This window comes from Faecalicatena contorta (genome assembly GCF_022835095.1).
GTDB lineage: Bacteria > Bacillota > Clostridia > Lachnospirales > Lachnospiraceae > Faecalicatena > Faecalicatena contorta.
Map to the genome: position 1 here is coordinate 1,454,887 of NZ_BQNQ01000001.1, position 12,548 is coordinate 1,467,434.

At 48.4% G+C, this 12,548-nt stretch carries 8 protein-coding genes; 7 read left to right on the forward strand and 1 reads right to left on the reverse strand.

What is annotated here, in order from left to right; all coding sequences use genetic code 11:
* Positions 1 to 487: 487 nt before the first annotated feature.
* Complete coding sequence (locus MWG26_RS06480; protein WP_025655224.1) at positions 488 to 2,572, reverse strand: alpha-amylase family protein; 2,085 nt, start codon at positions 2,570 to 2,572, stop codon at positions 488 to 490.
* Positions 2,573 to 2,974: 402 nt separating this feature from the next.
* On the opposite strand from MWG26_RS06480, the gene MWG26_RS06485 reads away from it, so the two are divergent.
* The 7 genes from MWG26_RS06485 to tdh all read left to right on the forward strand — a co-directional run bounded on the left by MWG26_RS06485 (position 2,975) and on the right by tdh (position 12,513).
* Positions 2,975 to 4,348, forward strand: coding sequence for an ABC transporter substrate-binding protein (locus MWG26_RS06485; protein WP_025655225.1), 1,374 nt, complete (start codon positions 2,975 to 2,977; stop codon positions 4,346 to 4,348).
* Positions 4,349 to 4,532: 184 nt separating this feature from the next.
* Positions 4,533 to 5,411 carry a carbohydrate ABC transporter permease gene (locus tag MWG26_RS06490; protein ID WP_025655226.1) on the forward strand — a complete coding sequence of 293 codons (879 nt, stop codon included), beginning with the start codon at positions 4,533 to 4,535 and terminating at the stop codon, positions 5,409 to 5,411.
* Positions 5,412 to 6,254, forward strand: a complete 843-nt coding sequence (locus MWG26_RS06495; protein ID WP_025655227.1) for a carbohydrate ABC transporter permease — start codon at positions 5,412 to 5,414, stop codon at positions 6,252 to 6,254. It begins immediately after the preceding gene.
* Between the two features lie 9 nt (positions 6,255 to 6,263).
* The gene (locus MWG26_RS06500; protein ID WP_044926601.1) at positions 6,264 to 7,433 is read left to right on the forward strand and encodes a trans-sulfuration enzyme family protein; all 1,170 of its coding nucleotides are present in this window, start codon (positions 6,264 to 6,266) and stop codon (positions 7,431 to 7,433) included.
* Between the two features lie 21 nt (positions 7,434 to 7,454).
* Positions 7,455 to 8,525 carry a uroporphyrinogen decarboxylase family protein gene (locus MWG26_RS06505; protein WP_025655229.1) on the forward strand — a complete coding sequence of 357 codons (1,071 nt, stop codon included), beginning with the start codon at positions 7,455 to 7,457 and terminating at the stop codon, positions 8,523 to 8,525.
* Positions 8,522 to 11,245: a glycosyl hydrolase gene (locus MWG26_RS06510; RefSeq protein WP_025655230.1), complete on the forward strand. Its 2,724-nt coding sequence runs from the start codon at positions 8,522 to 8,524 to the stop codon at positions 11,243 to 11,245. The genes MWG26_RS06505 and MWG26_RS06510 overlap by 4 nt, the downstream gene beginning before the upstream one ends.
* Before the next feature lie 215 nt (positions 11,246 to 11,460).
* Entirely contained in the window at positions 11,461 to 12,513 is a 1,053-nt protein-coding gene (gene tdh / locus MWG26_RS06515; RefSeq protein WP_117441198.1) for an L-threonine 3-dehydrogenase, read from the forward strand.
* The last annotated feature ends 35 nt before the right edge of the window (positions 12,514 to 12,548 follow it).

A 12,548-nucleotide genomic window follows, 5' to 3' on the forward strand; every position in this document is an offset into this window, starting at 1 on the left:
CCCGACAGGCTGGATGCCTCCTTGGTGGAACGAGCCGGTAGGGGGATGGGCCCAATGAATCGTGTTGGGAGAAATCTTATTTTCAACCGGGGCTACGCAGCCCCAAAAAACGAATCCATCCACTGCCCCCGTAAAGAAGCCCCCGGGCAAACGAGTTATCCCTGCCGGCTGGATGCACCAGCGATATGAAGGGATGGCCGTAATCCTCCCAAGTGCACACATGCCGTTTTGAAGCGCTAAAGCGGACCTTAGAAATTCTTGGAAGCCGCCAGCCGCAAAAGAGGGGAGATTTTGTGATCACCGAATCACAAAATCGGCTGACTCAGCGCGAGAAATCATTAGATTTCTTGCGATGTGTCAGCCCGTGCCCCTCTTTTGCAGCTGGCGGCTTCCTAGAATTTCTTAGGTCCGTGTCCGCGCATCAAAACGGCATGTGTGCACTTGGGAGGATTGCGGCCATCCCTTCATTTCGCGTCCCCCTACGCACCTACTCCTTTGTCCCCCCCTTCCCACATACGATGATCTGCTGAAGGGTGAATTCTGGAAGTTTGACGATTGTTTTTCCAGCCTGTTTTTCTGTTTCCAGAATCCGGGATTCTGGATAAACCATTTCGATCTGTCCAACAGGCTGCGTGATCTCAAGAGTACCTCCGCTCAAGGGATAGGCATCTCCGTGGAAACGTTTGGGAACCATGGATATCTGGTGGATGATCCAGCTGTCTTTGGTCTCGAAATAAGCGGTCCTTATGGCCTCGGGCAGGTCTGTGTTGTTTCGGACTGCGGGGGTGATTTCTTCCATTTCCAGGAGATCCCGGAATAGTTCATGTGGATATTGAAAGCTCTCCAGGGATGCCATGGTGAAAAAGTCAAAGGCCATGTAGTAGGTTCGGCCTTTTTCTATGCTGTTGCAGAGCAGGGCCGGGAGTTCTGCATCTTTTCCCGGCGGCGGGCTCCACCAGTTTACCCAGTGCTCTGCATCACAGGCAACACAGGGGAGCACAAAAGTTAAAAGTGTCTCTGCTGCTGCAGCCGATTCTGTTTCTATAAAGTGTTCGCTCACCGGTGGAGTGGTGCAGGACAAAAGGCCCGAAAAACTTTTGGTTTCTGTGTTTTTCAGGTAAGCGGACCAGCGGTTCGCGGTATATTCGGTATTAATAGCAGCACCTCCCGTTCCAAACAGCTCACTGATGGAGGATGCGGGACGCTTTGTGGAATCGGCGTTCCAGAGGCCGCTCTGGCCCGAACTGATGAGAAGGCCGCCGTTTGCCACATATTCTTTTAACAGTACGGCGGTGTCTTCCTCTATGACGTAAACCTCCGGCAAGAGAAGCACATTGTACTGCGCCAGGAGTGACGGGGTTAATGTCCGCTCCGGCAGAACCATGTAAGGAACCTTGGCATGCTCGCACAGCTGCATTGCACCCAGTACGGCATTCTGGTGCGGGTTGTGACGCTTCATGCGGATAATGGCATCCGGATGAAGAGCGGGCAGGTTAACGGTCATGGACAGATCGCTCTGCAGGATGCCGGCACACTTAACAGGACTGCGTCCCGTCAGATAGGGCTCCATTTTTTCAATCTCGGTAAATGCTGTTCCCAGACGTCGGGCCTCCTCAAAATCCAGGGTGCCGTCGATATGCTGGGATCCGCTGTACATTCCGACGCGGCAGCCCTGGGCTGCGATTGAAGAAAGATCGCAGATATATTCATTGACGGAACTGTAGTTGTAGACCTGGGATGCCTCTCCGGGTACCAAGATCGGGTACTGTCCGATGGCAGTGTCCCTCGCATAGGCGGACGAGAACCAGTTGTCTTTGAGCAGAGGCTCAGAAAACTGATAGTCCAGCATGTCACGGATTTCCTGCGGATAGTGGCAGGAAAAATTGATTGTAACAGCAAGATCAGGATCAATGGCTTTCACCCGTTGCTTTAGTTCCTCCAGAAAATCTTTTGCGTTTTGATTTAAAAACTGTACGATATCGGCCTTGTGTGCCAGAATATCCCCGTCGGTTTCAGGAAGCGGATAGTGGTAGACAGAAGCAAATTTACTGCGGCAGGCATCACAATAACAGAGTGAAGCGCCGAAAATATCGAGAAACAGGGAGTCCGGGGTGTAATTTTTTACGATTTCTTCCAGCTGCGCAAGGCAGTATTCTCTGTACCCGGTCTGATAGCAGCAGAGGCTCCATTTGGCGAATTCATCGTCACGGATCAGCGGAGCGCCGTCCGGCCGCCTTACACGCCATTCTGGAAATCTTCTGGCAGCACCCTCATCATATTCAATACAATAGTAGGCAACAAATTCAATGTCTTTTTCTTTCAAAAGAGTACTGACCCTGCGGATCCAGTCACCTTCGATTCCCTGATGTTTCTGGGCCCCTTCAATATGACTCGGATAATAAGTTACCCCCCAGTGGTCTTTGCAGTATACCATAAGAGAGTCTATATGTGCGGTCTCAAAAAAGTCCTCGTACTCTTTGATATCCAGATGGTTAAGTAAAACATCGGGGGGCTGCGGAGAATGATGGTCAATCAGGTAGCATCGCCTTGTGGCAGTGTATTTTTTACTCATCTTTTATTAAGCAATAGACAGTACAAACTGTGTATTGCCTGCTCCTTTCTGAAATTTGGAAAATAGCAGTGCTAAAAATAACTTAGAAGTGAGAGCAGATAAGGGAAAGTATATTAAGCTAAGAATATAAAAATTAAACAGGGTTGTCAAGCGCATTTTAGAAGATAAGTAATAAAAAATAACCAAAAATGTTATGGATAAATTAGATAAAAAGTATAAAAATTACAAATTTATTGACAATTAATTGGTTAGATGTTAGGATAATTGCATAAGTGGTCAGACCGGAAATACCTCACGCCAGTGACCGGCAGGACCAGGTAAGGGAGAAGTGTTACAAAAAAGTAAAAGGGTTCGGATCATTTGGTATTGTGGTCTGAAAAAACAGAAAAAGGAGAGGAAAATATGAAAAAGAGATTATTGGCGGCACTCATGGCAGCGGTAATGGTAGGCGGACTGCTTGCAGGATGCGGTTCATCCGATAAGAAGGAAAAGACCGACGCAGATACCGCAAAAACAGAATCGGAAGTGACACTGCGCTTCATCGATGTCAGCCCCAGCCCTCAGCGTCAGAAGTATTACGAGGGCGTATTTGAGAAGTTTAAAGAGGAGAAAGGCATTACAGTTAAGTATGAGAGTGTTCCGTGGGATGATGCGGCAGATAAACTGACCGTGCTTGGAACATCAGGACAGTTGCCGGATGTTATTACAACACACCCGCTCTGGCTGGGACAGTTCACAGAGGCTGACTGGGTAATTCCGATTGATGATTATGTGGAGGAGAATGGCGACCAGTTCGTAGAGGCAGTACAGAAGATCAACTGGGCACAGGAAAAAGAGAGATACGGACATGTATACTCTGTACCGGACGGGTTTATGGTGAAGGGTATCTTCTACAGAAAAGACTGGGTTAAAGAGATCGGCTATGAGATTCCAACAGGGGATAAGTGGACATACGATGCATATTTTGATCTGATCAAGGCTTTGACAGACAAAGACCAGAAGCGTTACGGTAACTCTTTCAGAGGCGCCAGGGGTGCATTTGACCCGCTGCTGGCTTACTTACAGTCATTTACGGGCGGTTATGTATACGATGAGGAAGGAAACTTCATCCTGAACACACCGGAATGCGTAGAAGCCTTAGAAAAATGGTGTGAGATCTATACAGACGGCTATGTGCCGGAAGACTCTGTTAACTGGGGATTTGTTGAGATGGTCGATAACTTTACCGGCGGCCTGACAGGTACAATATCCAATGATTCAGAAGTGGCAATGGCCTGTGAAGAGAAGATGGATCCGGAACAGTGGGGCGTACTTCCGATGCCGGTATCAACTGTAGACGGAAAGATGATGAACACAGCAGGAAGCCCATATTCCTACACGATTGCAAAGACCTCTGAATATCCGGATGAGGCACTGGAACTGATTGATTTCCTGGTTAGACCTGACAATAACATTGAGTACTGCAAGATGGGCGGCCTGATTCCGATCAAAAATGATGTCGGAGACGATGATACATATGGTGAAGACGGACCTTATGCAGTATTCTTAGACGAGCTGAATGACCCGAACTTTACAGTTCCGCCGATGTATGGACCATTCAACTATACAGACCTGCACCAGGATATGTTCCATACTGAACTGCAGAAGTATCTGCTTGGGCAGCAGTCAGCGGAAGATGTGCTGAACCACATCGGAGATGAACTTACAACCAGAATGAAACAATACCTGGCAGATAATGAAGGATCTACGATTGAATCACCGAAGACGATGCAGTAGGCGTGGGGAAGGAAACAGTTAATCGTATATTAAGATAAGATTTAAAAGGGGGATTTAATGTGGAAACTTTAAAACATTAATCCCCCTGTTTTAGCTTCATAGTTAAAAACATTTGGGCTGCGCCTCGCGGCAGAAGTATCGGGGCATACATGAAAACGAACCGACAAAGGAGAGTGATACCTGCATGAAAAAGAAAATGGAACCGTGGTTATTTTTACTTCCAGTACTAGTTATTTTGCTTCTGCTGTTTGGCTATCCGCTGATTAACAGTATTATTATGGCGTTTCAAAATTATAAGCTGACTGCGCCGAATGATATCCAGTTTAACGGGCTTGAGAATTTTGCCAAATTGTTTGGTGATCCGGACAGCATGATGATCCTGAAAAATTCCTTTATATATGTGATTGTATCCGTTCTCGGGCAGTTTCTGCTGGGGATGATGCTGGCGCTGGCGCTGAAAAAACAGTTCCGCGGCAGAGGGATTTACCAGTCCATCGTATTTCTTCCCTGGGCTTTTTCCGGATTTGTAGTCGGCCTGATCTTCCGCTGGTCATTTAATGGGGAATATGGTATTGTGAATAACCTTCTCATGAAATTCGGCCTGACCGATCATAACATTGCATGGCTGGGCACGCCCGGATTCTCATTGGCGGTTGTCATTATGGCCATGATCTGGATGGGAATTCCTTTCTTTGCCATTATGATATTGGCGGCGCTGCAGTCGATCCCTTCCGACGTATATGAGGCGGCGGATGTAGACGGCTGCGGTACGGTACGGCAGTTTTTCCAGATCACGCTCCCGTACATAAAGCCGACACTGATTACGACGGTTCTGTTGCGGACGATCTGGATCTTCAACTCCCTGGACCTGGTGGTAATTATCACGGACGGCGGACCTGCAAACACCTCGCAGACGCTTCCGGCGTACATGTATTCCAAGGCGTTTGGGTCCTATGACTTTGGATTTGCGGCGGCTCTGGGTGTGATTCTGATGCTGATACTGGGAATCTATGCGATGGTATTCCTCAAGGTTACCAAATATGATAAGGCAGGTGATTTTTAAATGAGCAGAAAAACAAAGAATGCAATTGGCGGAACCATACGTGTATTGATTTTAATTTTCTTCTTTTTACTGGTTGTGCTGCCCATTTACTGGATCGTGGTTACCTCCTTTAAATCCAGCGGCGAAATACTGGATCTGAATAACATCACCTATTTTCCAGAGGCATTTACGTGGAAGAACTATACGGATCTGTTTGAGCAGTTTAACTACGGTGTTCTGCTGAAAAACAGCCTCCTGGTATCTGTGGCTTCCGCATTGGTCGTAACTGTATTTTCCATGTTGGGCGGATATTCACTTGCTCGTTATAAATTTAAGGGAAAACAGACGATTATCCTCTTTTTCCTGGTAACACAGATGATCCCCGGGATTTTGGTTATCATCCCGCTGTATATCATTTTCTCGAAGATGGGGCTGATCAATACCCATATTGGATTGTTTATCTTTTACGTGACGGCGAACCTTCCGTTCTGTGTCATTACCATGCGGAGCTTCTTTGAACGGATACCGGTAACCCTGGAAGAAGCCGCCAGAGTAGACGGGTGTACGAAGATGCAGTCGCTGTTTAAGATTGTATTTCCGATCATGTTCCCGGGAATTGTGTCCGTATTTGTATTCGGATTCATCGGGGCATGGAACGAGCTGATTGCCGGTTCTATCTTTATCAGCACCCCGGAGATGTGGACGATTCCGGTGGGATTGAAGACATTGATCGGAAAATACAATGTAGAATGGGGCCTGCTAATGGCCGGCGGTGTTATGGCGCTGCTGCCTACTGCGGTCATGTTTGCGGCCATGCAGAAATTTATCGTGGAAGGTATGACGGCCGGAGCCGTGAAAGAATAGGTGGAATCTATGAGAGAAGACAGATTGGCAGTGACACATCTTGGGGAAGACCAAAGCCAGTATTTAAATGCGGTGGTTCCTCCGGTCTTTATGAATTCTCTGCATATATTTGACAGCCTGGAATCCTATGCGGCTCATGGGGAGAACGAGGCATATGTTTACGGCAGGGCGGCAAATCCAACGGTGAACATCCTAGAAGAAAAGGTGGCTGCCCTGGAGCAGGGCTGCAGAGGAATTGCATTTTCCAGCGGTATGGCGGCGGCATCGGCGGCAATCCTGGCCGTGTGCCGTGCAGGCAGCCACATTATATGTATGCGGGATGTCTACCAGCCTGTGAAAAATATACTGAACAACTATTTTATCCCGCGTATGGGCATGTCGGTTTCGTACTGGGACGGAACCGATATGGATGTGCTGGAGGGGATGATTCAGGACAATACGGATATGATTCTGCTGGAGAGTCCCGCAACCTTTGTATTTACGGTAACAGATATAGCGAAGACGGCAAAAATCGCCAGGGCACATGGAATCAGAACTTATATTGATAATACATTCTGTACGCCGCTGTTTCAGAAACCTCTGACAATGGGCATTGATATCGTGATGCATACGATGTCAAAATATATTGGCGGGCACAGTGATATTATCGGAGGTATCCTCGTTGTAAAAGATGAGAATTTGGGGAAATATCTGAAGGAAACCGTCAGAGCGCTTTTCGGGGGCATCCTTGGGCCGATGGAGGCGTGGCTGGGGATTCGCGGGCTGCGCACTCTGCAGGTGAGGGTGGAAGAACACCAGAGGACTGCTATGGCTGTGGCTCAGTATCTGGAAAAGCATCCGAAGGTCGAAAAAGTATATTATACGGGACTGGCATCGCATCCGCAGGCTGAACTGATTCAAAGGCAGCAGACAGGACACACAGGCCTTATGAGTTTTGTGCTGAAGGAGGCGCCCGAAAAGGCGGCAGAGACAGTCAATCGACTGAAGGTATTTGAGATCGGATGTTCCTGGGGCGGATTTGAGAGTCTGGCGCTGTGTCCTCTGATACACTACAGCCAGGAAGAATTGGAGTTTTTAAATCTGCATGCACATGACAGCGGTTTGATCCGCATTCATTGTGGTCTGGAAGGCGCAGATGTGCTGATCGAGGATTTGGAGCAGGCGCTGCAGGAGAGGTAACGGTATTTAGAGAGGGAATCTATGACAAATCGAGAGCGAGAACAGGCAACCTTGAATTTCGGCCGGCCGCAGGGGCGCGGATCTGTGGAGGAGACATTCTATCCATGGGATCTGACTGTCGGCAGATTTCACGGGGAGGGCCTTCCCGAAGCAGTCTGGAAAGGGCTTATACAGCAAGAAGAGGAAGCCTGTGAAAAGTATTTTAAAGTGAGTTTTGGAGAGCCGGTGATGGCGTACGAATCTTATCTCGGGTTTGATCCGGTCAGGAGGGCGAAGTTTCTGATTCCCCATGGCGGCGAATCCGGACTGCGGATTTCGTCTTCCAGCAATTGGGAGGCGGTTCGGGAGGCCTCTGAAAAAGAAGTCGCGAGCTGGTTTACCGATGAAAACATAGAAAAGGTATATGGAAGCCTTGCAAAAGGGCATAAAAACGGGGATTATTCTGTGCGCATGAATATAGAGGGCTTTTTCTGGATACCCCGGGAACTGCTGGGCGTGGAAGAGCATCTGTATGCTTTTTATGACGAACCGGAACTCATTCATGAAATCAACAGTTTTACCCTGGAGATATATGAAACATATCTTCCAAAAGTGCTGTCCGTGATACAGCCCGATCTGATCTATATTCAGGAAGACCTGAGCGGAAAGAACGGCCCGATGATATCGCCGGACTGTTTCAGGGAATTTGTGGGTAATTATTACAGAAAATTAATTCCGCTGTTGAAAAAACACGGCTGCGGCAATGTTTTTGTGGATACGGACGGGGATTTTATGAAGCTGATTCCTGAATTCATTGACTCAGGTGTAGACGGATTTCTTCCCATGGATGTGAATGCGGGCATGGATATTGCAGCTGTGCGCGGCAGATTTCCAAACCTGAAGTTCGTGGGCGGTTTTAATAAGCTCTGCATTGCAGAAGGGCCGGAGGCAATAGACAGGGAATTTGAACGGATTCTGCCGGTGATCAGGCAGGGCGGGTACATACCTGGGGCAGACCATCAGGTGGCGCCGTCTACTTCTCTGGACAATTACAGATACTATATCAGCAGGCTGCAGGAAGCAATGAAACAGGCAGGGAGGGTGAATCATTGAATAAAAAGGAGATTAGAGACCAGCTGTGCCATCCCCGCAGGGAGACAAGGGGCAGGACGCGATGGTGGTGGTACGGCTGTGCGGTAGATAAAGAAGAAATTGTACGGGAACTGGATCTGATGCAGGAGGCCCGGATTGGTGGAGTGGAGCTTCAGATACTTTATCCCCTGCAGGCGGATGATGAGGCAAAAGGCATACATAATTACGAATATCTGTCGCCGGGATTTATGGATATGATACGGTTTGCGGCGGATGAGGCAGCAAAGAGAGACATGCAGTTTGATCTGACCCTCGGTTCGTCCTGGCCTTTTGGAGGCCCTTTCCTTAAGGAAGAGTTAAGCGGACAGAGCGTTCTGCCGTTTACAATTGATGTAGAAGGGCCTTGCACTTTTTATAAAGACCTGACTACGGTTATCTATGGAAAAGTAGTCGGGGCGGTGCTTGGTAAGATGGAAGGAGTCAGCATGCTTCCGGAGACCATTGTGGATATTACGGAGCGGGTGGTGGATAAGTATCTGTTTAACTGGCCCTGGGGTACCGAGATTGGCGAGATCCAGGTGCCGGAAGGGCTGCACAAGATCGTACTGTTTGTTTCAAGCGATAAGAAACAGCGGGTGCTTAAACCTCTGCGCGGAGGTGACGGGCTGATTATTGACCACAACAGAAAGGAGTCTCTGCGGGCATTTTTGGAATACGGCGGAGACCCCATTGTGGAAGCCGTGGGAGAGGGGAAGATTCGGAACTTTTTCTGCGATTCCATCGAAGTATTCGGGCATAACTGGACGGATATTCTCTATGAAGAATTCAAAAAGAGGCGCGGATATGAACTCAGGCCGTATATCTATGCTCTCTGGGGAGAAATCCGCGGGATGACAGAGCAGGTAAGATATGATTTTCAGAAGACCATGGCAGAGCTGACGGTGGAGAATTTCTTCCAAGAACTGACAGACTGGTGCCATGAGAAAGGCGCGCTCTCCAGAATCCAGGCGCATGGAACCTGGGGGGATATCCTGCAGGCATATGGCGCGGCAGATATACCGGAGGGAGAGACCTTCTCGGCCTTTGACAGATATGAAGTAAATACGGTGCACAGAAGGCTGGCTGTTTCCGCAGGCCATGTATATCACAGGCCGGTTATTTCTAATGAATCTTTTACATGGCTCCGTTTTCCGCGCTTTGTGGTATCACTTGAGAATATCAAGGCGGCCGCAGACAGCATATTCCTGGATGGAATCAACCAGATTGTCAATCACGGCTATGGCTACAGCAGGGCGGATGGGGATGAGATGCTGGCTTTTTATGCATCTACCAACATCAACCATACAAATACATGGTGGAAATACTATAAATATATCAGCGTTTATATCAACCGGGTATGTGACTTCTTGCAGCGCGGCGAGGCAGTTGTTACGACGGCGGTCTATCTTCCCCAGCATGATATCTGGGCGGAGACGCCCCTTGCGGATACGCATATGTGCATGAAGCTGGATGAGAGACTGGATGCGGCCTGTGTAGATGCGGTCCATAAAGCGGGATACTGGTTTGACTATGTAAATGACGATGTACTGGAACATTGGGATGCATATCCGTACGACACCCTGATCCTTATAGAATGTGACAGTATTCCGGCCGGTACAATGAGAAGAATCCGGGAATTCGCGGAGCATGGCGGTAAGGTGATTGCAGCAGACCGGCTTCCGAAGAAATCCTGCGGACGCATTGGGTACGAGGAAAATACAGAAGAGGTCCTGAAGATTGGAAATGAACTGCAAAGCTGCGGCAGAGTGGCAGTTACGGCAGATAAATATGGCAGCCTCATCGCGGAACTGCGCAGGGGGAAAGTACCGGATGTCAGGATCGGCATGCACCCTGATATGGTGGGATATGTGCATCGCAGAACAGAGACGGAAGATATTTATTTTATATCTAATATCAATCAAAAAGGATATGAAGAAACTATAAAATTTACAAATACAAGAAATGGGTTCTGTGTGTTTGATCCCATGAGCGGTCAGGAAAAAGCGGTACGGTCTGTATTGGAAGATATAGACGGAATAGAAGTTAAATTATATCTGGAAGCATTTCAATCCCTGATCTTTGTATTTGGCAGCGGGATGGAACAGCCGTTGACTGAGACAGAGCCTGAGGAGAGCGGACTGCTGGATATTTCCTGCGGATGGACGTTGGAAGTACCGGAAAGATCTGTACAGAGAAGCTATGACCAGCTGGAAAGCTGGGAACAGGAGCCGGAGCTTAAGTACTATTCTGGAAGCGGCAAATATGAGAAAGTGTTCCGGATTACGGAAGGACAGTGGAAGAAATTTTCCGTCCAGGACAGGATTCTGCTGCAGCTTGAACATGTTGGGGAAACAGCGGAAATCTATGTGAATGGCCGACTGGCAGATACCCTGATTAAACGTCCTTATCAGGCGGATATTACCGGATTGTTGCAGGTGGGAGAGAACAAAATTGAAATTGTCGCTGTAAACCTGTTAATTAACAGAATGATAGATCCGGGATATCCGGAAAAAGAGCTGGAAAAGATGATCCCCCAGTGGCCATATGCGACCGGCGGGCTGGATCAGTGCAGAAAAGAAAGGCTTTTTAACTGGCGGGAGAGAGACATGATCACGGAACCGCTTCCATCCGGGCTTTGGGGGAAGATTCAGATCTTGGGCCTGAGACAGAAGCATAAAGTATACCCGCAGGGCACCCCGTAATACATGCCCTGCGGGCGGGTCTGCAGCAAAGCTGCAGAATAAGGTATACCCAAAGGGCACCCCGTAATTCATGCCCTGCGGGCGGATCCGCAGAAAACTGCGGAACAATGTATAGAATACACTGCAGGGGAGCTGTGAAAAGCGCAAGATGCAGGATGTTGCTGCATGGAGGTTTTAAACACTTTCCGGGGCAGATGTGAAAAGGAGTGGTTGGTATGGCAGAGCAGAATACAATGTGGGCGCTGGTGAAGGAAAAACCGGAACCGGGGCTTTGGATGAGACGCGTGGAGATTCCGCAGGTCGGTAAGAACGAGGTAAAGATCAAGATCCTGAAAACTTCCATCTGCGGAACGGATGTACATATATACAACTGGAACAAATGGGCGCAGGAGACAATCCCGATCGGCCTGACGGCAGGCCATGAGTATGTCGGAGAGATCGTTGAAACCGGTGAAAATGTAGAGGGGTTCTATGTCGGAGAAAAGGTATCCGGAGAGGGCCACATTGTCTGTGGCAAATGCAGGAACTGTCTGGCAGGCCTTCCCCATCTCTGCAGGAACACGCAGGGAGTTGGAGTAAACCGGAATGGGGCGTTTGCGGAGTATCTTGTAATCCCTGCTACGAATGTGTGGAAGTGTTCTCCTCAGATCAAAGAAGAATTGTATTCCTGCTTTGATCCGCTGGGAAATGCGGTGCATACGGCGCTGTCCTTTAACGAAATCGGCGAAGATGTCCTGATAACAGGGGCGGGCCCCATCGGAATTATGGCGGCTGCGATCAGTAAGCATGTGGGGGCCAGGTATGTAGTGATTACGGATGTGAATGAATACCGTCTTGCGCTTGCCAGGGAAATGGGGGCCAGCCGCGCCGTCAATATCGCAAAAGAGAATCTGAAAGACGTGATGTATGAGCTGGGGATGAAGGAAGGATTCGATGTGGGGCTGGAAATGTCCGGAAATGAAGCCGGCTTTAATGATATGGTCAATAATATGAAAAATGGCGGAAAAATTGCGCTGCTTGGACTTCAGAAATCCAATGCCCGGATCGACTGGAGCAAGGTGATCTTTAACGGTCTGACCATCAAGGGGATTTACGGAAGAGAAATGTGGGAGACATGGTACAAGATGGATACTATGCTTCAGAGCGGGCTGGACATTGAACGAATTATTACTCATAGGTTCGATATTAAGGACTACGAAGAGGGATTTGCCGTTATGAACAGCGGAAATTCCGGCAAAGTAGTATTGGACTGGACATCTTTGTATTAGTGCACACTTTATTGCAGCTTGCTGCAAATCCTTTC

What these genes read in the sequence shown, in the direction of transcription:
- MWG26_RS06495 (WP_025655227.1), top strand. Translation starts at nt 5,412, where the DNA reads ATGAGCAGAAAAACAAAGAATGCAATTGGCGGAACCATACGTGTATTG.
- MWG26_RS06505 (WP_025655229.1), top strand. Translation starts at nt 7,455, where the DNA reads ATGACAAATCGAGAGCGAGAACAGGCAACCTTGAATTTCGGCCGGCCG.
- tdh (WP_117441198.1), top strand. Translation starts at nt 11,461, where the DNA reads ATGGCAGAGCAGAATACAATGTGGGCGCTGGTGAAGGAAAAACCGGAA.
- MWG26_RS06500 (WP_044926601.1), top strand. Translation starts at nt 6,264, where the DNA reads ATGAGAGAAGACAGATTGGCAGTGACACATCTTGGGGAAGACCAAAGC.
- MWG26_RS06480 (WP_025655224.1), bottom strand. Translation starts at nt 2,572, where the DNA reads ATGAGTAAAAAATACACTGCCACAAGGCGATGCTACCTGATTGACCAT.
- MWG26_RS06485 (WP_025655225.1), top strand. Translation starts at nt 2,975, where the DNA reads ATGAAAAAGAGATTATTGGCGGCACTCATGGCAGCGGTAATGGTAGGC.
- MWG26_RS06490 (WP_025655226.1), top strand. Translation starts at nt 4,533, where the DNA reads ATGAAAAAGAAAATGGAACCGTGGTTATTTTTACTTCCAGTACTAGTT.